At 57.2% G+C, this 25,230-nt stretch carries 27 protein-coding genes; 6 read left to right on the plus strand and 21 right to left on the minus strand.

What is annotated here, in order from left to right:
* The first annotated feature begins 96 nt into the window (after positions 1–96).
* Genes yidC through ACR0DG_RS17725 form a run of 6 tightly spaced genes read left to right on the plus strand, consistent with a single transcriptional unit; the run spans position 97 to position 5,432 of the window.
* Positions 97–1,926, plus strand: a complete 1,830-nt coding sequence (gene yidC, locus ACR0DG_RS17700) for a membrane protein insertase YidC (RefSeq protein ID WP_480699688.1) — start codon at positions 97–99, stop codon at positions 1,924–1,926.
* On the plus strand, positions 1,923–2,660 hold the full coding sequence (locus ACR0DG_RS17705) for an MOSC domain-containing protein (RefSeq protein WP_480699690.1): 738 nt from the start codon (positions 1,923–1,925) through the stop codon (positions 2,658–2,660). The genes yidC and ACR0DG_RS17705 overlap by 4 nt, the downstream gene beginning before the upstream one ends.
* A complete protein-coding gene (gene yihA, locus ACR0DG_RS17710) occupies positions 2,657–3,310 on the plus strand; it encodes a ribosome biogenesis GTP-binding protein YihA/YsxC (protein WP_480699692.1) in 654 nt (217 codons plus the stop codon). Before ACR0DG_RS17705 ends, yihA begins: the two co-directional genes overlap by 4 nt.
* Before the next feature lie 59 nt (positions 3,311–3,369).
* Complete coding sequence (argB, locus tag ACR0DG_RS17715) at positions 3,370–4,233, plus strand: acetylglutamate kinase (protein ID WP_480699694.1); 864 nt, start codon at positions 3,370–3,372, stop codon at positions 4,231–4,233.
* 48 nt (positions 4,234–4,281) lie between these two features.
* Positions 4,282–4,938 (plus strand): ferredoxin, encoded by a 657-nt coding sequence (locus tag ACR0DG_RS17720; protein WP_480699742.1) that lies wholly within the window; start codon positions 4,282–4,284, stop codon positions 4,936–4,938.
* A complete protein-coding gene (locus tag ACR0DG_RS17725) occupies positions 4,935–5,432 on the plus strand; it encodes a SixA phosphatase family protein (protein WP_480699696.1) in 498 nt (165 codons plus the stop codon). Before ACR0DG_RS17720 ends, ACR0DG_RS17725 begins: the two co-directional genes overlap by 4 nt.
* Positions 5,433–5,479: 47 nt before the next feature.
* Here the strand turns inward: ACR0DG_RS17725 and ACR0DG_RS17730 are convergent, their stop codons facing one another.
* The 21 genes from ACR0DG_RS17730 to ACR0DG_RS17830 form a co-directional block, all read right to left on the minus strand.
* Positions 5,480–6,271, minus strand: a complete 792-nt coding sequence (locus ACR0DG_RS17730) for an amino acid ABC transporter ATP-binding protein (RefSeq protein WP_480699698.1) — start codon at positions 6,269–6,271, stop codon at positions 5,480–5,482.
* Between the two features lie 12 nt (positions 6,272–6,283).
* Positions 6,284–7,582 (minus strand): amino acid ABC transporter permease, encoded by a 1,299-nt coding sequence (locus ACR0DG_RS17735; protein ID WP_480699700.1) that lies wholly within the window; start codon positions 7,580–7,582, stop codon positions 6,284–6,286.
* Positions 7,583–7,585: 3 nt separating this feature from the next.
* Positions 7,586–8,818: an amino acid ABC transporter permease gene (locus ACR0DG_RS17740; RefSeq protein WP_480699702.1), complete on the minus strand. Its 1,233-nt coding sequence runs from the start codon at positions 8,816–8,818 to the stop codon at positions 7,586–7,588.
* Positions 8,819–8,943: 125 nt separating this feature from the next.
* Entirely contained in the window at positions 8,944–9,960 is a 1,017-nt protein-coding gene (locus tag ACR0DG_RS17745) for an amino acid ABC transporter substrate-binding protein (protein WP_480699704.1), read from the minus strand.
* 207 nt (positions 9,961–10,167) lie between these two features.
* Positions 10,168–10,875, minus strand: a complete 708-nt coding sequence (locus ACR0DG_RS17750; RefSeq protein ID WP_480699706.1) for an ATP12 family chaperone protein — start codon at positions 10,873–10,875, stop codon at positions 10,168–10,170.
* Positions 10,876–10,879: 4 nt separating this feature from the next.
* Positions 10,880–11,551, minus strand: coding sequence for an HAD-IA family hydrolase (locus ACR0DG_RS17755; protein ID WP_480699708.1), 672 nt, complete (start codon positions 11,549–11,551; stop codon positions 10,880–10,882).
* Positions 11,548–12,591: an RluA family pseudouridine synthase gene (locus ACR0DG_RS17760; RefSeq protein WP_480699710.1), complete on the minus strand. Its 1,044-nt coding sequence runs from the start codon at positions 12,589–12,591 to the stop codon at positions 11,548–11,550. Before ACR0DG_RS17760 ends, ACR0DG_RS17755 begins: the two co-directional genes overlap by 4 nt.
* 122 nt (positions 12,592–12,713) lie before the next feature.
* A complete protein-coding gene (locus ACR0DG_RS17765; RefSeq protein ID WP_480699712.1) occupies positions 12,714–14,024 on the minus strand; it encodes a replication-associated recombination protein A in 1,311 nt (436 codons plus the stop codon).
* Positions 14,021–15,406: a trypsin-like peptidase domain-containing protein gene (locus tag ACR0DG_RS17770; protein ID WP_480699714.1), complete on the minus strand. Its 1,386-nt coding sequence runs from the start codon at positions 15,404–15,406 to the stop codon at positions 14,021–14,023. Before ACR0DG_RS17770 ends, ACR0DG_RS17765 begins: the two co-directional genes overlap by 4 nt.
* Before the next feature lie 163 nt (positions 15,407–15,569).
* Positions 15,570–16,460, minus strand: a complete 891-nt coding sequence (locus ACR0DG_RS17775; RefSeq protein ID WP_480699716.1) for a DUF2950 family protein — start codon at positions 16,458–16,460, stop codon at positions 15,570–15,572.
* A gap of 1 nt (position 16,461) precedes the next feature.
* A complete protein-coding gene (locus ACR0DG_RS17780) occupies positions 16,462–17,757 on the minus strand; it encodes a DUF3300 domain-containing protein (protein ID WP_480699718.1) in 1,296 nt (431 codons plus the stop codon).
* A gap of 120 nt (positions 17,758–17,877) precedes the next feature.
* Entirely contained in the window at positions 17,878–18,300 is a 423-nt protein-coding gene (rplQ, locus tag ACR0DG_RS17785; RefSeq protein ID WP_170392888.1) for a 50S ribosomal protein L17, read from the minus strand.
* A gap of 118 nt (positions 18,301–18,418) precedes the next feature.
* Positions 18,419–19,435 carry a DNA-directed RNA polymerase subunit alpha gene (locus ACR0DG_RS17790; protein WP_058276312.1) on the minus strand — a complete coding sequence of 339 codons (1,017 nt, stop codon included), beginning with the start codon at positions 19,433–19,435 and terminating at the stop codon, positions 18,419–18,421.
* Between the two features lie 115 nt (positions 19,436–19,550).
* Positions 19,551–19,940, minus strand: a complete 390-nt coding sequence (gene rpsK, locus ACR0DG_RS17795) for a 30S ribosomal protein S11 (RefSeq protein WP_008757289.1) — start codon at positions 19,938–19,940, stop codon at positions 19,551–19,553.
* A 15-nt stretch (positions 19,941–19,955) separates the two neighbouring features.
* Positions 19,956–20,324 carry a 30S ribosomal protein S13 gene (gene rpsM / locus ACR0DG_RS17800; RefSeq protein ID WP_170332212.1) on the minus strand — a complete coding sequence of 123 codons (369 nt, stop codon included), beginning with the start codon at positions 20,322–20,324 and terminating at the stop codon, positions 19,956–19,958.
* Positions 20,325–20,532: 208 nt separating this feature from the next.
* Positions 20,533–21,549 carry a DUF1254 domain-containing protein gene (locus ACR0DG_RS17805; RefSeq protein WP_480699720.1) on the minus strand — a complete coding sequence of 339 codons (1,017 nt, stop codon included), beginning with the start codon at positions 21,547–21,549 and terminating at the stop codon, positions 20,533–20,535.
* Between the two features lie 79 nt (positions 21,550–21,628).
* The gene (locus ACR0DG_RS17810) at positions 21,629–22,273 is read right to left on the minus strand and encodes an adenylate kinase (RefSeq protein WP_480699722.1); all 645 of its coding nucleotides are present in this window, start codon (positions 22,271–22,273) and stop codon (positions 21,629–21,631) included.
* Entirely contained in the window at positions 22,270–23,634 is a 1,365-nt protein-coding gene (gene secY / locus ACR0DG_RS17815; RefSeq protein ID WP_480699724.1) for a preprotein translocase subunit SecY, read from the minus strand. Before secY ends, ACR0DG_RS17810 begins: the two co-directional genes overlap by 4 nt.
* A gap of 109 nt (positions 23,635–23,743) precedes the next feature.
* On the minus strand, positions 23,744–24,217 hold the full coding sequence (rplO, locus tag ACR0DG_RS17820) for a 50S ribosomal protein L15 (RefSeq protein ID WP_480699725.1): 474 nt from the start codon (positions 24,215–24,217) through the stop codon (positions 23,744–23,746).
* 153 nt (positions 24,218–24,370) lie between these two features.
* Positions 24,371–24,859: a hypothetical protein gene (locus tag ACR0DG_RS17825; protein ID WP_480699726.1), complete on the minus strand. Its 489-nt coding sequence runs from the start codon at positions 24,857–24,859 to the stop codon at positions 24,371–24,373.
* Between the two features lie 117 nt (positions 24,860–24,976).
* Positions 24,977–25,192, minus strand: a complete 216-nt coding sequence (locus ACR0DG_RS17830) for a DUF1127 domain-containing protein (protein WP_480699727.1) — start codon at positions 25,190–25,192, stop codon at positions 24,977–24,979.
* Positions 25,193–25,230 lie beyond the last annotated feature (38 nt).

Below are 25,230 nucleotides of genomic sequence, written 5' to 3' on the forward strand. Positions count from 1 at the left end.
TCCGCGACGGTTTGACAGGCGAATCCGCTTGACCTTTGGGGCTGCACTCTGTTGAACCCACCGAGTGTGTTTCACTGCTTAAGGTGGCTGTCCCAGATGGACGATCAGAATAAGAACCTCATCCTCGCAACCGCGCTCAGCTTTCTCGTGATCCTGGTTTGGTTCGTGCTGTTCCCACCGCCCGAACAAACTGCAGTCACCGATCAGGCCGAAATCAGCGCAACCGGAGCCAACGAGGTTCAAACGCCCAGTGCAACCAGCACAGGCGCGGCCGGTGAAGCGACGTCTGCGGCCGAAGAAACACTTCCTGACGCCGAAGCTCCGCGGGTTGAAATCGACACCCCCCGCCTGAAGGGCAGCCTGTCCTTGTCCGGCGGCCGGATCGATGAGCTGTTCCTGAAGGACTACAAGGTCTCAATCGAAGAAGGCGCGCCTATTGTCGAATTGCTTTCACCGGTCGGCTCGGAATCTGCCTATTACGCCTTGTACGGTTGGGCCCCCGGCGCGGGCGTAGCGGGTGAAGACGTGCCCGGTCCGAATACTCTGTGGACGCTGGAAGATGGTGAGACACTGGGTGTGGACACACCCATCACACTGGTCTGGGACAATGAAAACGGCCTGACATTTCGCCGGACGATTACGGTTGATGAGAACTACATGTTCGACGTCACCCAATCTGTTGAAAACAACACGCAGTCCGAAGTCGGAATGGCCCCATACGGGATTCTTGCCCGTCACGGCATCGGTGAAGATGGCGATCTGCCTGACCTGAAGAACTTCTTCATCCTGCATGAAGGCGTGATGGTTATGGCCGACGGCGTTCTGGACGAGATTGATTATGGCGACGTTCGTGATTTTGACATCGACCCGAACGAACGCGCGCAGGCCGAAGTGTTCCAGGTTAAAGAAGGTGGCTGGGTCGGGTTCACCGATCACTATTGGATGACCACCCTGATCCCCGAGGAAGGGTCCGCCTTTAAAGCCGCCGCGAAATACGACGCGCGGCGCAAGATTTACCAGACCGAAACGGTTCTGCCGACGCTCAGCGTTGCGCCGGGCACCACCGAAGAAGTCACGACACGTCTGTTCGCTGGGGCCAAGGAATGGGAAACCATCCGCGAATACCAGGGAGAAGGCGTTCAGAAGTTCATCGACAGCATTGACTGGGGTTGGTTCTATTTCCTGACCAAGCCGATTTTCTGGTTGCTGCACAACATCAACGCCCTGATCGGCAACATGGGCTGGTCCATCATCGGCCTGACGTTGATCATCAAGGCGATCCTGTTCCCGTTGGCTTTCAAATCCTACGTCTCGATGGCCAAGATGAAGGAACTGCAACCGCAGATGGAGGCTTTGAAAGAAGCCGCGGGCGACGATCGCCAGAAGATGCAGCAAGGCATGATGGAATTGTACAAGAAAGAAAAGGTGAACCCCGCCGCGGGCTGCCTTCCGATCTTGATGCAAATCCCGATCTTCTTCTCACTCTACAAGGTGATCTTTGTCACGATCGAACTGCGTCAGGCCCCTTGGTTCGGCCCTTTCCAGGACCTGAGCGCACCTGACCCGACCTCGATCATGAACCTGTTCGGCCTGCTGCCTTTTGCAGGGCCGCAGCCGGAAACGTTCTTGGCGCTGATCTTTATTGGTATCTTGCCGCTGTTGCTGGGTATTTCGATGTGGCTGCAGCAGAAACTGAACCCGGCTCCAACCGACCCAACACAAGCGATGATCTTTGCTTGGATGCCCTGGGTGTTCATGTTCATGCTGGGCAGCTTTGCCAGTGGTCTAGTCGTCTACTGGATTGCAAACAACACGATCACCTTTACGCAGCAATACCTGATCATGCGCAGCCAGGGCTACAAGCCGGACGTATTTGGCAACATCAAATCCGGGTTCAAGCGTACGCCAAAGACGGATGACAAATGACAGGTAAAGTGACCAGCCTCTGGCGGCACCCTATCAAAAGCCATGGCCGCGAAGCTGTGCAGAGCGTAACAATGACCCCCGGGCAGACCATGCCCGGGGATCGCGTTTGGGCGGTTGCGCATGAGGCGTCTAAAGCGGATGGATCAGAATGGGCGCCCTGCCAGAATTTCAGCCGAGGGTCCAAAGCGCCTGGTCTGATGGCAATTTCCGCGGAAACGGACGGGGACATGGTCACGCTCCGGCATCCAGATCTCAAGGACATCCGCTTTCAGCCAGATACCGAGCAGCAAGCGTTCCTGGATTGGGTCAAACCTCTGATGCCCGCTGACCGCGCAGCCTCGGCCCGCATCGTCCGTGTGCCGGGGCGCGGCATGACCGACAGCGATTATCCATCCGTCAGTCTCTTCAACATGGCGTCGCATCGAGCGGTTGAGCAGAAATTGGGGACGCAGCTGTCGATCAAACGTTGGCGGGGCAACATCTGGTTCGATGGCCTGCCGTTGTGGGAAGAGTTTGAATGGCTGGATCGCGAGGTTCAGATCGGTGAAGCGGTGTTCGTTGTCCGCGAACGCATCACGCGGTGCCTTGCAACGACGGCAAACCCAGAAACCGGTGCGCGCGATGCCGATACGCTGGGTGCGCTGGATACATGGGGCCATCAGGATTTCGGTGTCTACGCCGAAGTGCTGCGCGGCGGCACTATCGAAATTGGCGACAAGGTGCATGTCTTATGACCACCCTGCCCTTTCCATTGGCCGAAGACCCGGATGAATTTGCGATGGAACGCGGCCGCAAGCTGTTCGCGGGACCATCCGAGTTTGTTAAAGGCGTCGTCGCCATGAACGGCCTGCCAGCACCAGACCGGCTGGAGGTCTGTTTTGCGGGGCGTTCCAATGTCGGAAAATCGAGCCTGATAAACGCCCTGACCGGAACAAAAGGACTTGCGCGCGCGTCAAACACGCCCGGCCGCACACAGGAAATCAACTTTTTCACCCAAGGCCCTGAGCTTTATCTGGTTGACCTGCCCGGCTATGGCTATGCGAACGCACCGGTCAAGGTCGTGGAAAAATGGCAACGCCTTCTCAAGCAGTACCTCAGCGGCCGACAAACCCTTCGCCGGGCCTTTGTCCTGATCGACGCACGCCATGGCGTAAAGCCGGTGGATACCGAAATCATGAAGTTGCTGGATACCAGCGCCGTTACATTCCAGTGCGTGCTGACCAAATCGGACAAGGTCAAAGCCAAGGAACGTGCCCAGGTTCTTGAACAGGTGCGTGGTGCCTTGTCCAAACACCCGGCTGCTTTTCCGGAAATCGTTCTGACCTCGTCCGAAAAAGGCGACGGTATCCCAACGCTCCGCTCGATCATTGCGCATCTGGAATAGCTAAGCTCTTGGCAGCACCGTGCAAAGGCCCTAACACGGGACGTCAGAGGGACTTAGCCATGAAGACACGAGATATGAACCGGGACTGGATCGCTACCGCTGCAACCTTGAACAGCGCCTTGCCTTACCTGCAACGTTATGACGGGGCAATTGTGGTCATCAAGCTGGGTGGTCACGCCATGGGCAGTGATGAGGCTATGGAGAGCTTTGCCCGTGACGTGGTGCTCATGCGCCAGGTTGGCGTGAACCCGGTCATCGTGCATGGCGGTGGCCCGATGATCAACGCGATGCTCGACAAGCTGGATATCCAGTCCGAGTTTGTGGGCGGCAAGCGTGTCACGGACAAAGCCACCGTTGAAGTCGTTGAAATGGTGCTGTCCGGCCTTGTGAACAAGCGGATTGTACAGGCGATAAACGGTCAGGGCGGTTCAGCGGTTGGTCTTTCAGGAAAGGACGCGAACCTGATGATCTGCGATCAGACCGACCCGTCACTTGGATTTGTCGGCTCACCCTCGCAGATGAACCCAAAGGTTCTGCATGACTTGTTTTCACATGATATGATCCCCGTGATTGCCCCGCTGGGTGCGGGTCGTGAGGGTGAAACATTCAACGTGAACGGCGACACTGCCGCTGGCGCGATTGCATCCGCGTTGAAGGCGGATCGTCTGCTTTTGCTGACCGATGTCTCGGGCGTCAAAAACGCAGCAGGTGAGGTCGTGACCGAGCTTAAGGCAGGTCAGATCCGGGAAATGACGCTGGAAGGCACCATCGCGGGTGGCATGATCCCAAAAACCGAAACCGCGCTTGATGCGCTGCACAGCGGTGTTCGCGCGGTGGTTATTCTGGACGGGCGAGCACCCAACGCTGTACTGCTTGAGCTTTTCACAGAACATGGCGCAGGATCGCTGATCCGGCCGGACTAAGTGACCATCAGGGAGGGCGCAGTGGAACATTCAAAGGCCTCCGCGGATATGCCCAGCCTCGAATATTCCAACGTTGTGCGGGCAGCCGAAGACACCGGTCTGATCGTCATGGGCGCGCTGCACCCGCGCGTTACTGACGCCAAGCAACTGGAAAGCGGAACTCTCGTTCTATTAGGGGCGGCTGGCGCGTTCTGGGAGGTGCTGAAAGCATCACCGGAATGGGGTGGACCAGACCCGGTAGACAGATGGTCCACCCGCGTCATTGGCCAGATGGCACAGGATCTCGGGGCAACTCCGCATTTCCCATTTGGCGGCCCGCCCTACGCACCTTTCATAGATTGGGCGTTAAAATCTGGTCGGACATTCAGCAGCCCGGTTGGCGCTTTGGTGCATGACACCATGGGGATGCTAATCTCGTACCGGGGTGCCCTGCATTTCAGTGATGAATTTGACATCCCCTCAAACACAGCCGAGTCACCTTGCACAAACTGCCCGGCCCCCTGCACCACGGCTTGTCCGGTCCAGGCGCTCAACGCGCATAGCTTCTATGACGTCGCAACTTGCCATGACCACTTGTCCACCGATCAGGGGCAGACCTGTATGACCGGCGGCTGCCTTGCGCGCCTATCCTGCCCGATCAGCAGCGGAGCGGGTCGCGACCCTGAACAATCTGCACATCACATGAAGGCCTTCCACCCATCATGAGCCTGACCTTAATCCTGACCCGCCACGCCAAGTCCAGTTGGGACGACCCAAACCTTGAAGACCATGACCGCCCCCTGAACAAACGCGGGCGAAAGTCGGCGCAGGCAATAGCGGGTTGGTTGCGCCAGAACGGCTGGATTCCAGATGAAGTGCTCAGCTCAACCTCTGCGCGGACACGGGAGACCTGGGATCAGATGGGCATGCAGGCCGAGAAGATTTGTTTTCACCGCACCCTTTACCATGCAACGCCCGAAGACATGCTAATCGAATTGTCAGGGGCGACTGAACCAGTTGTGCTGTTGCTGGGTCACAACCCAGGCATCGCCGCTTTTGCCAGCCAAATCGTGCGCGACACCCCAAACCATGCACGGTTCTACGACTATCCCACTTGCGCGACCACGGTGATCCGCATGCCGATTGCCCAGTGGTCGGACGTTCAATGGCATATCGGAGAGGTTCTGGACTTCACCATCCCCCGCGAGTTGATGGCATAGAAAAAGGCGAGGCCAAAGCCCCGCCTTTCCTGATTGTTCAACGCGGGTCAGTGACCCAGAATTTGGCTCAGGAACAACTTGGTCCGTTCGCTCTTCGGGTTGTTGAAGAACTCTTCCGGTTCATTCTGTTCCACGATCTGCCCGGCATCCATGAATATCACGCGGTTGGCGACCTGACGGGCAAAGCCCATCTCGTGCGTAACGCACAGCATGGTCATGCCTTCCTCGGCCAGCTCGATCATGGTGTCGAGCACCTCTTTGATCATCTCGGGGTCCAACGCCGATGTTGGTTCGTCGAACAGCATGATCCGCGGCATCATGCAGAGCGAACGGGCAATCGCCACACGCTGCTGCTGACCACCTGAAAGCTGACCGGGATATTTCAGCGCCTGATCGGGGATCTTCACCTTTTCAAGAAAGTGCATCGCACGTTCTTCGGCCTCTTTCTTGGGCGTTTTACGCACCCAGATCGGGGCCAGTGTGCAATTCTCCAGAATGGTCAGATGCGGGAACAGGTTGAAGTGCTGGAACACCATGCCGACCTCGGACCGGATCTTGTCGATGTTCTTGAGGTCATTCGACAGCTCAGTCCCGTCCACCACGATCTTGCCCTGCTGGTGTTCTTCCAGCGCGTTCAGGCAGCGGATCAGAGTGGATTTGCCCGACCCCGATGGCCCTGCGATAACAATCCGTTCGCCCCGATTGACGGTCAGATTGATGTCGCGCAGCACGTGGAAAGACCCGTACCACTTGTTCATACCGTTGATTTCGATGGCGACCTCGTCGCTCACCTGCATCTTGGAGCGGTCGATTTCGCGTTCTATTGCAAGTTCAGACATGTGTTGAACTCCTTAACGATGATCGGTGGCAAGGCGACGCTCGAGCCACTGAGAATATTGAGAGATGCCGTAACAGACGACGAAGAACAAAAGCGCGGCAAAGCCCAGAAGCTCCCAATAGACGCCGTTCCATTCGGTTGACGCCAGGATGGGGCCCCGGATCATACCCACCAGATCGAACATCGAAATGACCGAAACCAGCGTGGTATCTTTGAACAGGCCAACGGCCACGTTCACGATACCAGGGATCGAGATCTTCAGAGCCTGCGGCAGGATGATCAGACGCATCGCCTGCGGGTAATCCAAGCCAAGACTGTCGGCAGCCTCGTACTGTCCGCGTGGAAGCGCGGCCAAACCACCCCGGATCACCTCGGCGATATAGGCGGCCGAGAACATGGTGATCATGATCACAACGCGCAGGAACAGGTCGACTGTGCTTTCAGGTGGGAAGAAGTACGACAGCATCACCGAAGCCACGAACAGCAGCGTGATCAAAGGCACACCGCGGATGAATTCGATGAAGATGACGCAAACCCACTTGATCAGCGGCATGTCGGACTGACGACCCAAGGCCAACGCGATGCCCAGCGGCAGCGACAGCGACACACAGGTCAGACCCAACATCATGTTCAGCATGAAACCACCAAGGTCACGGCTGGGTACGGCCGTCAGCAGCGCCCCTTCGTTGGCATCTTCGGGAATTAACGCCCCGCCGACATTCCAGACGACCAGCGCGACGACGATGGCTCCAAAGAACCCGGCTGCAAAGCTGTTGCGGCCAAACTTTTGGAATACTGCGCCACCCGCTACAAAGCCCAGAAGGGCGACGATTGGCACCATAATCGTCCCGCCCCAGATCAGCCAGAAGGCGATGAACGGGTACAAGGCCGTAAACAGCAGCAATTTGCGAGGCAGGTCAAAGAACAGCACAGGGGCCACCGCGACCAGCATCAATACAAACGCCAGGTTCGGGCGCCAGTATGCTTCGGCCGGGTATTTGAACCCATAGATCAATTGATGCCAGCGTTCGGTAAGAACCGCGAAACAAGCGCCGGTTCTGCCATCCAGAATCTCGCGACATTGTGCCAGCGAGTCCGCATTCCATACGCCATTCAAAATCCACGGCAGCGTGTTTTTGAGCAGCACATAGATCAGCAGGATCGACAGAACTGTCAGGATTGTGTTCGCGACCCCTGAGAACAGGTTCTCACGCAACCATTTGACAATGCCAGTCTGGTTTGCCGGTGGAGGAGACGGAGGGATGGTTCCTTCGGCCACAAAGGCGATCGGGTTTGTTGTTTGATCAGCCATGCTTCAGCGCTCCTTCAACTTGACGGATGCGTTGTAGATGTTCATCGCCATCGAGATCAGCAGCGAGGCGGTCAGATAGAACAGCATCAGCAGCAACACGCATTCAATCGCACGACCCGTCTGGTTCAGCGTAATACCACCCAGCGTGGCGGTGATATCCGCGTAGCCAACCGCAATCGCCAGAGACGAGTTTTTCGTGATGTTCAGGTATTGCGAGATCAACGGCGGGATAATCACACGCAGAGCTTGCGGCAGGATCACAAGGTTCATTATCCGACCAGAGCGCAGACCCAACGCGGCCGCAGCCTCGGTCTGACCTTTTGAAATCGCCTGAATACCTGCTCGCACGTTTTCCGCGATAAAGGCACCGGTGTAGATCGAAAGGGCGAACCACAGCGCGATCAGCGGGCCGCCAACCTTGATCCCTCCGCTAAAGTTGAAGCCCTTCAGCGCGGGGACATCCCAGGTCAATCCCATCAGAACCATCAACAGTGCAAACGGGACAAGCCAAACGGCCAGCTTGACAGCCAAAGTATTGGGACGCTCCCCGGTTTGTTCCTGCTTAAGAGCTGCCCGCTTCTCAATCTCGCGAGAGGCGAACCAGGATCCGACCAGAACAACAAGAACCAACAGCCAGTTCAAAACCGTCGCACCAAACAATCCGTTCGCGAATTCCGGGCGCGGGATATAGACACCGCGGTTGGTAAAGGCGAAGAGATCGAACAACATGCTCGATGTTGGATTCTCACCTCGGAATGCCCTCGGCCCCGGCAAAACGGCGGTCATGATCGTGAAGATGATGATAATCCAAATCAAGACCGGGATATTCCGAAAGATCTCGACGTAGACGGCCATCAGCTTGGACACGAGCCAGTTGTTCGACAGACGCAGCACGCCCGCAATGACACCGAACACTGTGGCTGTGACACACGCCAAAAATGCGACCAGCAGGGTATTCAGAATACCGACTACAGCCGCACGTCCGTGTGAGGACTGACTGTCATATTCGATCAGTCGTTGGTTGATGTCATACCCGGCAGAGTCGCCAAGGAATGTGTAAGAGATGTTGAGCCCTGCGGCCCGAAGGTTCTGGATCAGGTTGTTGCCCAGATACCAAATACAAAGCGCAATAACGATTGCCGCAATCACCTGAAAAGTAAGTGAACGATAGCGGGTATCGTTTATGAGCATAGACAACCGAAAGTCAGCTTTCGGTGGGTCAGTCATAGTCGACATATTATGGGATCCCCGTGCTTCTCGGACGCTTCCTTCCCGGCGGGGTTTTCCCCGCTCCCGAGCAGTCCGTAGCATTCTGTTTGGGAAAAAGGGCGCAGGTTACCCCACGCCCTTTTCAATGGATATTAGCGGAACGGCGGCGAGTACAGCAGGCCGCCTTCGGTCCACTGTGCGTTCAAGCCGCGCGCAAGGCCGATCGGAGTTTCTTCACCGATGTTCTTGGCAAAGACTTCGCCGTAGTTGCCACCGGCTTTGATCGCTTTCATCGCCCAGTCAGCATCCAGACCCAGCATCTCACCCAGCGTACCTTCGGTACCCAGCAGGCGGTTCACTTCGGGGTTGTTGGTGCCGGCTGCCATCTCGTCGATGTTGGCCGAGGTTACGCCCAGCTCTTCAGCCGAGACCAGCGCGTTCAGAGTCCAGCGGACAACGTCGCCCCACTCGTGGTCGCCGTGACGGACCAGCGGGCCCAGAGGCTCTTTCGAGATGATTTCGGGCAGCAGAACGTGCGCCGACGGATCTTCGAACGTGGCGCGAGTTGCGGCCAGGCCCGATGCGTCCGTGGTGTAGACGTCGCATGCGCCAGCCAGATACTGCTGCTGCGCTTCAGCGTTGGTTTCGATCGGAACCGGTTCGTAGCTGATGTTGTTCGAGCGGAAGAAGTCCGCCAGGTTCAGCTCGGTGGTGGTGCCGGTCTGGATGCAAACGGTTGCGCCGTCCAGTTCTTTGGCCGAGCTTACGCCCAGTGCCTTGGGAACCATGAAGCCCTGACCGTCATAGTAGTTCACGCCCACGAATTCGAACTTCAGGTCGACGTCGCGGCTGAAGGTCCAGGTGGTGTTACGGGCCAGCATGTCGATCTCGCCCGAAGCCAGCGCGGTAAAGCGTGTTTTACCGGTCGTCGGAACAAATTCAACAGCGCTTGCGTCACCCAGAACGGCGGCAGCGACTGCGCGGCAAAGCGAGACGTCAAAGCCTTGCCATTCGCCATTCGCGTCGGGTGCGGCAAAGCCAACCAGACCGGTGGTCACACCGCAGTTCAGCTTACCGCGGGCTTTGACGTCGTCCACTGTGCCCGCCATGGCAGCACCTGCGGCCAGACCGGCAACTGTAGCCGCGCCCAAGATTACGGATTTTTTCATTTTTACCTCTTCCTGATTTTCCGCCCCGGTCCAGGGACGGTTCTGTCCGGCACCTCTGGCACCAGAAAGGTTACCCCAAAGGTGTCTCCCCTTTAGTGGGCATGAGTTTGGTCGCAATCATAAACAAACGTCAAGGGTCGGATCAGCGAAAACGATGGTTCAATCGACAGATGTTTGCACAAGCGGTGCAATTTCCGGCAACAGGGCTCAATCCGAGATATCAAAGAACCGTTTGGCGTGTAAAAAAGCCGCCTGTTTGACCAAAGCGGCCTCGTGCGCTTCGTCATCGTGGCCCCATTGTTCAATCTGCCAAAGCTCATCCAGCCTTGAGATTTCCCATATCCGTTCTGCGTCGCGCCACCCTTCTGTGGCCGCAAAGCCAAGGATCAGTGAGCCGGACAGGCTGACCAGATCGTGAAAAGCTGCAAGCTGGAAGTTGTTGAAATCATGGACTCGTTGGCGCAGGACCGCCAAGGCAGAACCGTCTTGTGGCTGGTGTAGAACACCCGCAACGGGCACCAATCGCGCGGAAAGTGTCTCTGCCGCCCAATCCAGTGCCGGGTCCCATTGGGTGGCCTGACGGTGCTGCAACTCCTGCGGGTGCGTGGCCCGGTAACATAACAGATCCGAATCGCCATAGTCGGCCAGCATATCTGCAACTTCAGCGTGCTGGCTTTGAACCTTGTCGATTGCGGCATTCGCCGACCGCGTGAACGGCATCACGGACGGGTCGATCTCTTTTTCCTGTGCGTCCCACTCTGCAGCGATTTCTTGTGCCATTTCGCGCGTGGGAACGACCAGACCCGCCTTGGCCGGTGTCTTGACCGGACGCCCGTCCAGCTTGATCGTAAACCCGCGATCCGTCTCAACCACGGCACTCTCGGTCCAAAATCGCTTTGGCTTCCACTCGCTCATATCTTCAGGTCCAGATTTGTTCCAGCGCACCCGGCAGCTGGTCGAAAGTTTCGATAATATGCGTCGCGCCGTCCAGCGCCGGGCGATCATGATAGCCCCAGGTTACCCCAATCGCACTAACGTCGGCAGCCGCCGCCATATCCATGTCAAAGCGTGTGTCACCGATCATCACGGTATCGGCCGCCTCAACCCCGGTTTCAGCCCGGGCAGTGTCTATCATCGACGGGTGCGGCTTGGACGGGTGATGATCTGCCACCTGCCGGGTCACGAAATACCCTTCTAGCCCGTGCCCTTCGATAAGCGCATTCAAACCACGCTGAGATTTCCCGGTCGCGACACCCAGTAATACCTCGGGGATCGCGTGCAAAGCCTCGATAGCTTCCCGCGCACCCGGATAGAGCGGAGAACTCGCCACGCCCTGTTCCAAACGATGCGCGTGGTAAGCCTGTTTATACCCTTCGACCAACTGTTGCTGCGTTTTCTGGCTTTGGTCGGGAACCAGTTTCGCCATCGCGTCGGGTAAAGACAGACCAACAATGGACAAAACGGTTTTGCGGTCTGGAACCTGCAAGGAGAGCGCATCAAAACTGGCGGTCATTGCCGCAACGATACTGCCCTGACTGTCGACCAGCGTGCCATCGACATCAAACAACACCAGACGCAGAGCTTTGCTCATTGCAATTCCTCAAAAGGGTCCTCTGCGGCAAGATCTTCGGTCCAGCCGAACGTATCCCAACTGTGCTTCATATGATCGGGCAGAGGCGCCTTGATCTTGATTGTCTTGCGCGTCACAGGGTGCTGGAACGAGGCCTGCCGGGCATGCAGATGCAACTTTTTACTGATGATCCCGCCCAACTGAGCCCCCCAACCATCGCCGAGGTTCTCTTGCCCTGACCCGCCATACTTACCGTCACCAACGATCGGATGACCGATAGCCGCCATATGCGCGCGCAGCTGATGCGTCCGGCCAGTGATCGGCTCGATCGCAACCCAAGAAGCGCGACCAGCAACACGATAAAGTGTGGCATAGAGTGTATGGGCTCGTTTAGCGCCAGGCGTGTCGTTGATTTCATTCAGGTGCACGGCGATCATTTTTTCGCCCTCCCCCTGTTTGCCGTGCCCAGCTGCTTTGACCAGACCGGTCTTGATCTCTCCCAGATAGGGGGTCGGGACACCGGCCACCAAAGCCCAATAGATTTTGCGCGTGTCGCGGTGGCGGAATGCGGCTGTCAGACCCTTGGCAGCCTCACGCGTGCGCGCCAACAAAAGAACGCCTGACGTGTCTTTGTCCAGTCGATGCACAAGACGCGGGTTTTCGTCATATCCGAACCGCAAAGCCTCAGACAGGCTGTCCACATGCCGCGTCTGACCACTGCCGCCTTGAACCGGCAAACCGTGCGGTTTGTTCAGCGCCAGAACATGATCATCGCGGTAGATCACGCAAGATTGGATCATCTTTGCGTCCGCGTCCGAGATACGGCGCTTGACCTCAGCCGGTTTGTGATCTGCATCCGGCAATGGTGGAACGCGTACTACCTGGCCGACCTCAAGCCGGGTAGATGCCTTGACCCGGCCACCTTCGACACGTAGCTCACCCTTGCGGCACATCTTCTCGATACGGCCCTGGCTGACATGTGGAAACAGACGGCGCAGCCAACGGTCAATGCGCTGGTCGCCATCGCCCTCTGCCACTGTGATCATCTGTACGCCGCTCATACCGGTATCCCCTGTGCCGCGCACATCGGGTGCCCGGCTTGCATGTCAGTAAGTGTCCAAGAAAACATGCGCGTCTCTGGCGTGCGACGGGCAAAGAGTCAAGCAGGTCTGGGATCTGTGGCCTATTGGTTTCGCTGGGCCCGCAGTTTGGCGAAATAATCCAGACGTTTCTTCAACTCACGTTCGAAACCACGCTCAACAGGTTGGTAAAGGTCAGGGCGTTCCATCCCATCGGGAAAGTAATTCTGTCCGGAAAAGGCATCTTCGGCATCGTGGTCATAGGCATAGCCTGCCCCGTACCCCTGATCCTTCATAAGCGAGGTCGGCGCGTTCAGAATATGCTTGGGCGGAGGCGCGCTGCCGGATTGTTTTGCCAGTCGCATGGCAGACTTGAACCCCACATAAGCGCCGTTTGATTTAGGGGCGAGCGCCAGATAAACCAAGGCCTGCGCCAAAGCCAACTCTCCCTCTGGCGAGCCAAGCCGCTCATATGTCTCCCATGATTGCAGGCAGATCGCCTGTGCTTGCGGGTCTGCCAAGCCGATATCCTCGACGGCCATGCGCGTTATGCGCCGCGCCAGATATCTGGGGTCTTCGCCGCCTGTCAGCATCCGCGCGAACCAATACAACGCCGCGTCAGGGTCTGATCCCCGCACTGATTTATGCAAGGCCGAGATCAGGTTGTAATGCTCATCTCCGGACTTGTCGTATTTGGCAGCCCGACGCATCAACCGGGTCGACAAAGCATCAGGATCAAGCGGCGCGTCCACCTTCCACGCGGCGATCTGTTCGATCAGGTTCAATAGCGCCCGCCCGTCCCCATCCGCCATTTCCTGTAGCGCGTCACGGGCCTGACCTGTCAAAGGCAAGGAGCGGTCCAGTTCTTTTTCGGCCCGCTGGGTCAGACGCTCAAGATCAACAAGGCTGAGCCGTTCCAGAACCATGACCTGAGATCGGCTCAGTACCGCGGCATTCAGTTCAAAGGATGGGTTTTCGGTGGTGGCCCCGACCAGAAGGATTGTTCCGTCTTCCATATGAGGCAGGAACCCATCCTGCTGCGCCTTGTTGAAACGATGGATTTCGTCAACAAACAGCAGCGTACCCTGCCCATTCTGGCGGCGTATTTTTGCAGCCTCGAACACCTTCTTAAGATCCGGAACTCCAGTGAAAATCGCGCTGATCTGAACGAAATGCAGATCGGTTTCCTGTGCCAAAAGACGCGCGATGGTGGTTTTACCGACACCGGGCGGGCCCCAGAAAATCAGGCTCGATAAGCTTCCCGACGCCAGCATTACCCCCAACGGCGCGTCTGGACCCAGCACTTGTTCTTGCCCAATCACTTCGGACAGGGCCCGCGGGCGCAGACGGTCGGCAAGCGGCCGATGTCCGGACGGTGCAGTTTGGGTTTCCCCGGTATCGAACAGATCACTCACAGGCGGAACCGAAGCGACACGGGTCGTCCGCCGCGCAAAAGGTCGAATTGCAGTCTGCGGCCCGGATCGGTCAGCGCATTCGTCACATCATCCGGGTGTTCCACTTTCACTCCATTCACACCGTTCACCACATCACCCACACGCAGCCCGGAACGCCCGCCATACGGGCCCGCATCGACCACCACGACACCTGTCTGCGACAGACTTAACCCCAACCGGGCAATAACCGCCGGGTTGATGCGCGAAACAGTCAGGCCGGGCATGACCGTTTGCTCGCCCAGCGTCGTTTTGTCGGCGGGCGGCGTCTCGGGCGGGGGGATCAAAGCAACCTTGACCTGGTCACTTTGCCCGCCGCGCAAGCGGGACAACTCGGATGTTCCCCCGACACCGGCAACCGACATCCTGAACTTCATCTCGGCCGGAGAGTTCACCTCATCCCCGTCAACATGTGTCACGACATCGCCCACGCGCAACCCGGCCTCGGCCAATGGGCTCAGTGGATGCAGATCGGAAATGACCACGCCCAGCGGTATGACCAGACCCAAAGATTCCGCGATATCGGCGCTCATGTGTTGACCGCCCATACCGGCCCAGGGGCTGACAAAACGATCGTTGCCCGCTTTGGCTTGCCGCAAAAACTCGGCCACCAGATTGGCCGGTATCGCGAAACCTATGCCGTTTGACCCGCCCGAGCGTGTCAGAATGGATGTGTTGATACCGATCAGATCGCCGTTCACATCAATCAACGCACCACCCGAATTGCCCGGGTTGATCGCGGCGTCGGTCTGAATAAAGTAACCACGGGCATTACCCGTAGCCGTTCCAGTGCGCGCCAAACCAGAGATGATACCCGAAGAGACCGTCTGCCCGACACCAAACGGGTTGCCGATCGCCAGCGCCAATTCTCCGACCTCTACATGATCGGAATCGCGCAGTTTCAAAAACGGAAGGTCCTCGGCGTCATCCAGACGCAGAATGGCGATATCGCTTTCCTTGTCACCCAGAACAACCTGCGCCGAAAACTCCCGCCTGTCCGTCGTTACAACGCGTATTTCCGTGGCCAACCCAACGACGTGATAGTTCGACACCACATAACCGTCTTGCGACAGGATCACGCCGGAACCCAGCGAGTTCTGAACGCGCTGACGCGGTTCGTTGAACCCCCGACCAAAGAAATCCTGAAAGAATGGGTCCGAGAACAGCGTATTTGCCCGCCCTTGCCGCACGATCTTTGCATAGATGTTCACAACCGCCGGTGAGGCTTGTTTGACAACCGGCGCAAAACCAAGGGAGATTTCGGCTTGGGATTGTGGAACGCGTGTTTCAGCCCAAAGGGGCGCAGAACACGCAAGGAAAATGGCAATCAGTGTCGCGCGAAACATGCATAACCTCGGCAAGCGTCGTTGCCGTTGGATATGCGGCTGCTGGCGATGTAATGCAAGCTTCGGCAAAGTACTAACGCTTAGGAATACTGGCATGGTCAGAGTGCTTTTGCCCTGAGACCGTTGGCAAAACGGGGCTTACCGACCACGGAAAACTTATGAGCTACTCGACCGGTGACCAATCCGGGCCGGGGTCATAAACGCCGATCTGATCCGCACGGTCCAATGTCTCGGGGCCAAGGTCTGCTTCGTAGACAACGCCGTTTTCACCCACCAGAAACGAGTGAATGCCTGTCTCACCATAGTCTGCGGGAACTGCAAGCATCGCATGCCCGCCGACGAAATGATCGCCTACGAAATAAGAATACGCACCGCCCGCAGCATTTGGTCCCTGCCCGTCCAGAATGGTGTAGTAATACCCCAGAAACGGCTCTGCCTCATAATCGCTTTCTCCGTCGCTCCACCCTGCTGCTGCAGCGCGCGCAAGAGCTGCGCCAACGAAGCTGTCTTCGTCTGGCCAGAACAGCCCATCACGTTGGCCGGGGTTTGAGATGATGGTTCGCGCGAATTCCATCACACCGTCGTTGTTGTGATCGACCAGCCGGAAAGCGGCCTGAAGATCGACATAGGCCTCAAGCAGCTCGATAACTTCCAATTCATTCAGACCGATCTCGCGCGCGGCAAGCTCTTCTATTCCGGCGTCCAGATCAAACTGCCACTGCGCGCCGTCACGTACGATCGGGATTGGAAATGGCCAAGCGTCTTCCCCCAACAGCAGCAAGACACCATCGTCCTGCGGCTGAAAGCGGTACCCTTCCGAATATAGACCCAGTACTTCTTCTCGTCGTTGGCGGTCCTCTTGCGGATCACCTGTCCCGATCAGATCGGCTGCGTCCGGGCCAAAGACTTGCAAAAGCTGGCTTTGATCCCCCGCCTCCAGCGCACCGACAAAAGCGTCCAGCGCGGCTTGTGGCGTGTCATATCGCGCGGCGTCTGCCCAAGCAGATCCACTTGTGGCGACCAAAACCGCGAAGGCTAGAAATGAATTGCGCATGTTATCTTCCCCGCTTTGCTTTGGCCGCACGTCCGCGCTGGGATGCTTTTTGCGTTCTGCCACCCGACGCGCTTTTCTTCATCGCCTTACCTTTCGAGGTACTGGCTTTTCGCTGCGTGGTCGTGGGCTTTTTCTGGACCTGAGGCTTTTGCTTCACGGGTTTCTTTGCGGTCGTCGGTGGTTGCTTGGTGCGATCAACAGCCCGCTGTTTAGCGGCTGCCTTGTCCACGTCGACACCCCCGCGATTCACCTTGGGCAACGGTTTGTTCTGGCCGCTCCGACCAGCCAAGGCACCACCGGCGACGGCACCGGCCCCAACGGCAGCTGCCGCGCCACCGCGGCTGATATCCACCGCCCCGGATTCCTTGCTGAGTTTGGCGCGCAATTCATCTGTTCGACCGTCGGGCCGGTTAATGGGAATATCCCCACGCCCTCCTTCGGGTCGCTTATGGTCAGTGATCTTGTCACGCGCCTGATTTTTTCGATCGGGGTCTGGCTGCCAACCAATTTCCGTCCGGTCGCCCAAATCAATTTCGTTGCCAATAATGACGTTGCCATCAATGTCTATGTCGATATCCGGGTTCCTGATAATCGGCTGACCATTCCATCCGCCACAGTTTCGGCATCCCCAATAGCCATACCAGTCGTCGTCATCGTCAAAAATCTCGTCGATAAGCGCAACTGTGCCGAACGTGATCAAAGCCGCGCCAACAATATCTCCGGTAGACGGGCCGGTATAAACGGTCTGCGGATTATACTGCGGAACGTAAACCGTCTCCGTGTTTGTCGGTGTGATTACGACGGTGTCATCGTTGCTGACTTCGACGGTTTGTTCCGGCCCGGACACCAAAGCCCCACTGTTGATCGCCTGATCGCGCATGACCTGCACGGCATCCATAACGTCGTCAGATTGCGCCAGCATTGCCGTACCCATCGTTTCGGTCCAGTCGATATGCGTGGCCATTTGCCCGACAACTTCGGGAAATGCAGTCGCCAGAACCGTAACCGAAGGGTCCCAACCCATCGCGTCAATCTCGGGCTCCAGTTCGACAGGGTCACGATCGGCATTATCCAGCAGAAACCGCTCGGCTTTCACGATTTCCAAGGGCTGGGTGGCCGCGACAAAAATCTGGATCAACAAGGTATCAGGATAGAGCGCAACCGGAGCTACTAGCGTTTGCAATTCCGCATCCGTCAAAAGATCAGAGGGCGTGCCCTCGGCTTCTTCAGATGTCTCCTGTGCGGACAGAGCAGTCGAGAGGCACAAGGTGAAAACAAAAGCGGCTAATCTAGACATATTGCAATCCTTCAATTCCTTGAAGGATCACCTAAGTTTCCGATTCCCGCAACTCAACGCATAAAAAAACCCCTGCGCCCAAGACGCAGGGGTTCCAATCAAAAAAACGCTGAGCGTTTCTTATTCTTCGTCTGCGGCCTCTTCGGCTGCAACGCGGGCTTTGTCAGCCGCGCCTTTGGCATCGATGTCACGGTCAACGAATTCGATGATCGCCATCGGTGCCATGTCGCCATAGCGGAAGCCTGCTTTCAGGATGCGGACATAGCCGCCCTGACGCTCGGCGTAGCGGGGGCCAAGAACTTCGAACAGCTTGGCGACGTCTTTGTCTTCTTTCAGCTGTGCTGCGGCCTGACGGCGGGCGTGCAGGTCGCCGCGCTTGCCCAGGGTGATCAGTTTTTCAACGATCGGGCGCAGTTCTTTTGCCTTGGGCAGAGTTGTTTTGATTTGCTCATGCTCGATGAGCGAGCCAGCCATGTTCGCAAACAGAGCCTTGCGGTGCTCATGAGTACGGTTCAGGCGGCGGTAACCACGTGCGTGACGCATTTTCTAGTTCCTTCTTTCGCGTTTTGCTTTGTCTGGCCGGCGATGCGTGTCACCGGCTCTCCTTGGGGCATCATCGCCCATACAGTCCCCGGAACCCCGGGCATTGAGGAAGACGCGTTTAGAACGCGTCTTCGAATTTCTTCGCCAGATCTTCGATGTTGTCGGGCGGCCAGTCCTCGACATCCATGCCGAGGTGCAGACCCATGCCGGACAGCACTTCTTTGATCTCGTTGAGCGACTTGCGGCCGAAGTTCGGGGTGCGCAGCATCTCGGCTTCGGTCTTCTGGATCAGGTCACCGATGTAAACGATGTTGTCGTTCTTCAGGCAGTTTGCCGAACGGACCGACAGTTCCAGCTCGTCCACTTTCTTCAACAGCAGCGGGTTGAACTCCAGACCATCGTCCTCGTCCTGGCGGCCAGCCGATTCCGGCTCGTCGAAGTTGACGAAGATCGACAGCTGGTCCTGCAGAATACGTGCGGCAAAGGCCAGCGCGTCTTCCGGCGTGATCGAGCCATCGGTTTCGATTTTCAGGGTCAGCTTGTCATAGTCCAGAACCTGACCTTCACGGGTCGGTTGAACGTCATAGGCAACCTTTTTGACCGGCGAATAGATCGCGTCGATCGGGATCAGGCCGATGGGCGCGTCTTCGGGCTTGTTCTTCTCAGCCGAGACATAACCCTTGCCGGTGTTGACGGTCAGTTCCATGAACAGATCGGCGCCATCGTCCAGATGGCAGATGACGTGATCGCGGTTCAGAACCTCGATACCGGCGCTTTCGCTGATGTCGCCTGCGGTGACAACTGCGGGGCCCTTGGCATTGATCGACAGGCGCTTGGGGCCTTCGACTTCCATGCGCAGGGCAACCTGCTTGAGGTTCAGGATGATGTCGGTGACGTCTTCGCGGACACCTGCAACCGAGGAGAACTCGTGCAGGACGTTGTCGATCTGAACGCTGGTGATGGCCGCGCCTTGCAGCGAGCTCATCAGAACGCGGCGCAGCGCGTTACCCAGAGTCAGACCAAAGCCACGCTCCAGCGGTTCAGCAACAAGGGTTGCCTGACGCGCAGGATCGTTGCCCGGCTTACCTTCCAGCTGGGTCGGCTTGATCAATTCTGCCCAATTCTTGTGGATCATGTAATCCCTCCATTCCTGTCCGCGCCCCATGACCAACAAGGTGCAGACGCCCGAGGTTCAAAATGACGTGCTGGGGCCGTGCAAAAACACGGGCCCCAGCTCAATTCAAAATCGCTTAGACGCGGCGGCGCTTCGGCGGGCGGCAGCCATTGTGAGCAATCGGCGTCACGTCGCGGATCGACGTGATGTTGAAGCCCACGGCAGCCAGCGCACGCAGAGCCGATTCACGACCCGATCCGGGGCCCTGGACTTCGACTTCCAGCGTCTTGACGCCATGTTCCTGCGCCTTTTTGCCTGCGTCTTCTGCAGCCATCTGAGCGGCGTAGGGGGTCGATTTCCGCGACCCTTTGAAGCCCATGGTACCGGCAGACGACCACGAAATGGCGTTGCCCTGTACGTCCGAGATCAGGATCTTGGTGTTGTTGAAGGTCGAGTTCACATGGGCAACGCCCGATGCGATGTTTTTACGCTCTTTGCGCTTAACGCGAGTCTTGTCACGTGCCATCGGTTAGACCCTCCCTTATTTCTTCTTACCAGCAATGGCCTTTGCGGGGCCTTTGCGGGTACGAGCATTGGTGTGGGTACGCTGACCGCGAACCGGCAGGTTGCGGCGGTGACGCAGACCGCGATAGCAGCCCAGGTCCATCAGGCGCTTGACGTTCATCTGAACTTCACGACGCAGGTCACCTTCGACGGTGAAGTTTTCGTCGATGTATTCGCGAATTTTCAGAACTTCGGCGTCGGACAGTTCGTTGACGCGACGGGTCGCTTCAATGCCCACGGCTTCGCAGATCGCTTTGGCCGAGGTGTTGCCGATACCGGTGATATATGTGAGGGCGATTGGTACCCGCTTTGCAGTCGGGATGTTTACGCCGGCAATACGTGCCACGTGTCACTTTCCTTTTCGTTGCGGTTCCGTAACTCCAGAACCTTTTTTCACAACGCTTTACCGTGGCAGTGTCGCCAGAGGGTTCAGCATTTTCTGATATGATCATGTGAACGGTTCACCCGCGCACAATTCGATTCTCTTCCGAGATAGCGTCCAATAGTGGTGCGCGACCCGCGCGTCAAGCGCAGATCGCGTTTTCATAATTAATTCACCCTGCGGGCTCGATTTCAGGGAACGTCCATGTCCCGTCAATCACGTCGGGCGCGGGTTGGTAGAGACGCACGGTATAGTTCCACCCCTCCATAATCGGCACGCAATTCAGGCGACCATCCTCGCACGCTCCGAAATGCACCGTCATCGACCCGTCCGGGTTTCTGTCCCCCGTGACCGAGTTGATCACGTAAACGCCCATATCATTCTTTTCAAAGAACCCGGCCGCGTTATACAGGCTCACGGACCAAAACGCGCCTACAGGAACTTCGGCGGGAACCTCAATCTTGAACGCGCCAAGACCGAGGCCCGGTTCGACGTTCAGGTAGAACGCCTGCTCCTCGGGCAAACCACCCCAGCCAAAACCCGTGCCCAGCAGGTGGCGCACAGGGTCAACGGCATTCTGCGGCCCGAACGTGGCAGTGCTATCGGGCGAGAATCGCGCAAGCTCCAACACTGCACTCAGAACATCGTCAAAAGCATCCTTGTCGTAATGTGCTTCGTCAAAAGGACGGTTGGAATTGGCCTGCAGCGTCACCTCATCCTGCAGCGCGGTCACTTTGGCTATGTCCTCGGGGTCTTCAGAGTCGACCAGATACCGAAACAGCAACGCAACATAGGGTGTATCGAACTGATCAACGCTCAGCTCATATGTCCCGCCGCCCAAGAACACATCATTGACGTAGTGATCTTGATTGACCACCTGAACCGAGACATAGCGATCGCCGGTGTCCGGCACAGTCAAAACTGCACCTTCCGAGATATCAACCACCGCCATACTATAAAGTGTATCCCGGTTCATTCGGATCGTCGGCTGCATGTCCAGCGGTGTCGGCTCACGCACATGGAACAGAGCGTTTACGCTGCCCGATTGCGCTAGGTATTTCCGAAACTCGATATCAGTCGCCGCGCGGACAAAGTTGTCGATCGTCACCGGTGTAGAATCCGCACTTGCACCGATCGCGGACACCGTCAGAACCGACGCCACCGCGAGCGTTTTCAGCACTACGCTCATATCTATCTCCCAATAAAAAATGCGCGCGTCCGAAGGAGTGATACCCCGTCACACGCACACATTCAATTATTAAGAGGTGTTACCTTAGGGCAGCCTTGATCGCGTCCCGGACCTCTTCAATCTCGCCCAGACCATTGATTTTGGTCAACTGACCCTTGGCGTAATAATAGCCAATCAGCGGCGAGGTCTTTTTGTAGTATTCCATCAAGCGGGTTTTGAGGCTTTCCTCATTGTCGTCCGCACGACGTTTGAAGTCATTCTCTTTGCCGCAATTGGTGCATTTTCCATCGGCAGGGATTGGCTTGGTAATGTCGTTATAGACCTCACCGCACCCGCCACATGTGGACCGCGCAGTGATACGTTCAACCAAAGCCGCGTCGTCGACTTCCATCTCGATCACAGCGTCCAGACTGTTGCCTGTGCTCTCAAGCAGCTCACCCAAGGCATCCGCCTGCGCCAGCGTACGGGGGAAGCCGTCAAAGATGAAACCACCTTCGGCGCCTTGATCCAGCTTTTCGCGGATCAGGCCGATGACAATCTCATCCGTCACAAGCTGACCCTTTGCCATCACTTCAGCAACGCGGTTGCCCATTTCGGTGCCACTGTCCTTGGCCTCACGCAGCATGTCACCTGTGCTCAGCTGAACCATGCCGCGGGTTTCAACAAGGTGACGCGCTTGCGTGCCTTTGCCTGCCCCCGGGGGGCCAAGAAGAATGATGTTCATCGACGAGCAGCTCCCTTTCTGCCGCGTTTCTTACCTTTGCCGCGCAATTGGGACTTTTCGATCAGCCCTTCGTATTGATGCGCCAGCAAATGGCTCTGGACCTGCTGGATCGTGTCCATGGTCACCGAGACGATAATCAGAACCGAGGTGCCGCCGAAATAGAACGGGATGGCAAACTGGCCCCTAAGAATTTCAGGCAACAAGCAGACGGCAGCCAGATAGGCCGAACCCAGAACCAGAACGCGGTTGACCACGTATTCCAGATACTCGGCCGTTTTCTTGCCCGGACGGATGCCCGGCACAAAGCCGTTCTGCTTTTTCAGGTTGTCCGCCACATCGTCCGGTTTGAACGACACGTTGAAGGTATAGAAATAGGCAAAGAACACGATCATCGAGGCGAAGAACAAAAGGTACAACGGCTGTCCGGGGCCAAAGTTGGCCAGCAGCCACGACATGACCGGCCCATTGGTAGCCCCCGACGAGAAGGTCGAGATCGTCACCGGCAACAGCAGCAGCGAGCTTGCAAAGATCGCCGGGATAACGCCCGCCGGGTTCACTTTGACCGGCAGGTGGCTAGAGCCGCCTTCGTAGATCTTCATACCGGCCTGACGGCGCGGGTATTGAATGTGGATTTTACGCAAGGCGCGTTCCATGAAGACCACAAAGGTAATCACGGCAATCACCATCACGATCACACCAATGATCACGGCAGGGCTGATTGCACCCGAACGGCCCGAGGCGAAGAACTGCGCCAGAGCGGCCGGAACTTCGGCAATGATGCCGACGAAGATGATCAAAGAGATACCGTTGCCGATGCCACGCGCGGTGATCTGCTCACCCAGCCACATCAGGAACATGGTGCCGCCAACCAGCGTAATCATGGTGGACAGACGGAAATACAGGCCCGGATCGGTCGCAAGATCACCGGATTCAAGCGAAACGGCCAGACCATAGGCCTGAACGGTGGCCAGTGCCACGGTGCCGAAACGCGTATATTGGTTGATCTTCTTGCGACCCTGCTCGCCCTCTTTCTTGAGCTGTTCGAGCGCGGGCACCATGGATGTCAGCAGCTGCACGATGATCGAGGCCGAGATGTAGGGCATGATGCCAAGGGCAAAGATACCCATTCGCCCCAGCGCCCCGCCGGTGAACATCGAAACCATGCCGCCGATGCCTTGCCCCGCCTGTTCCATGAATTCACGCAGCGCTTGCCCGTCAATCCCCGGCACCGGAATAAAGGTGCCCAGACGATAGACGATCAGCAAACCCAGCGTGAACAGAATGCGGTTGCGCAGATCGGTGGCTTTACCAAGGGCAGACCAGCTTGTGTTGGCTGCCATTTGTTCTGCTGCTGATACCATAAATCGGTCTCTCTTATGAAAACACCGCCCGGAACCGTTTTCCGGCTCGGGCGGCGTCTGGGAAAACTTATTGGTCTATGTAAGCGGGTCTTGGCCCGCTCACAAGCGCTTACTCTGCCGCAGCAGCTTTTGTGACCGTCAGTGAACCGCCCGCTTTCTCAACTGCCTCGACGGCAGATTTCGAAGCACCCGTCACTTCCAGGTTCACTTTGGCGGTGATTTCGCCCTTGGCCAGAACGCGGACACCGTCCAGCTTGCGGCGCACCAGACCGGAGGCAACCAGTGCATCCTCTGTGATCGCAGCTTTGGCGTCCAGCTTGCCTGCGTCGACAAATTTCTGGATCAGACCCAGGTTGATAACGGCGAATGCCTTGCGGTTCGGCTTGTTGAAGCCACGCTTGGGCAGACGCTGATAGAGCGGCATCTGGCCGCCTTCGTAGCCATTGATGGCCACACCCGAACGGGATTTCTGGCCTTTGATACCACGGCCACCCATTTTACCTTTGCCGGAACCCGGACCACGGCCAACGCGGGTGCGTTTCTGGCTGGCGCCAGGATTGTCGCGCAATTCGTTCAGTTTCATTTCGCTTCTCCTTAGCCGGATGTGATCCCCGAAGCGTGATGGATCAACCACGGCATTTCTTGGTTTTGATTCTCATGGCAACAAAGCCACCGCAGCCCGATACAGCGTTGCGTCAAAGGATGCAAGTTTTGATCGCACCTTGTGCGCAAACCGTCAGGTCCCATGCGCGAAAATCGGTGCCGCTGCAGGGTCTATCCCATGTTTTTCGACGAGTTTACCGATCAGGCTATCGGGATCCGGCACTCCACCGTATTTATACAGCAGAACTGAACGCATTCGACGACCATAAAAATGGATCGACACGGTGTCATCTTTGATAAACCGGGAAAGATTGGTGCCCGGCCGCGCCAAAGCTCGTCTGCGTGTGTAGTTCACTGGGTAAAAGACGTGCTCGGGCAGAGTATACCGTATCTCACCTGTCTTACGCAGCGCCCAAGTAATCGCATCTGGCCCCCAAGCCCCCCAATACGCTTCGGGCACGTTTAGCGGAGTGCCCTTATCGATCGCCTCTTGCAGAGTTCTCTTGTGTCGTCTGGGCAGCCAGGGGGGAATGCGGTACGGGTCCTGAGTAAACTCGTTCAAAAGACCCAGTGTCTCACAGTCCGGTGGCAAACCCAGCGTGCCAATCAGGTATTCGCTCACTGGGTTTGATCCTTCACGCCCTGCCCCCTGGAATTCGCCTGACTGTGGCGAACCGACAACCTCAAACAAAAAGAGACGCCAAATGGCGCCTCTTTTTTCTAACGGGTGTGACCCGGGTTACGAGCAATAAGCGTGCTCGCGAGCGATGTCCTTGATATCGCAACGGCGTACGCCGATGTCATTCAGTTCGCGATCCGAAAGGCTCTGTAGTTCCGCGTAGGTGCGGTTGTACTCGGCACGGAGGGCATAAGCCTCTTTGACGCGAGCGGCGAGAGTTGCGATGCGGGCGCTCAGGCCGAAACCTTCGCGAGTAAATGTTGCTGTGTTAGCCATGTTTCTATTCCTTTCTTAGCCCGAGGCGAATTCCTCAG

It is taken from the genome of Ruegeria sp. BG8 (assembly GCF_056538325.1).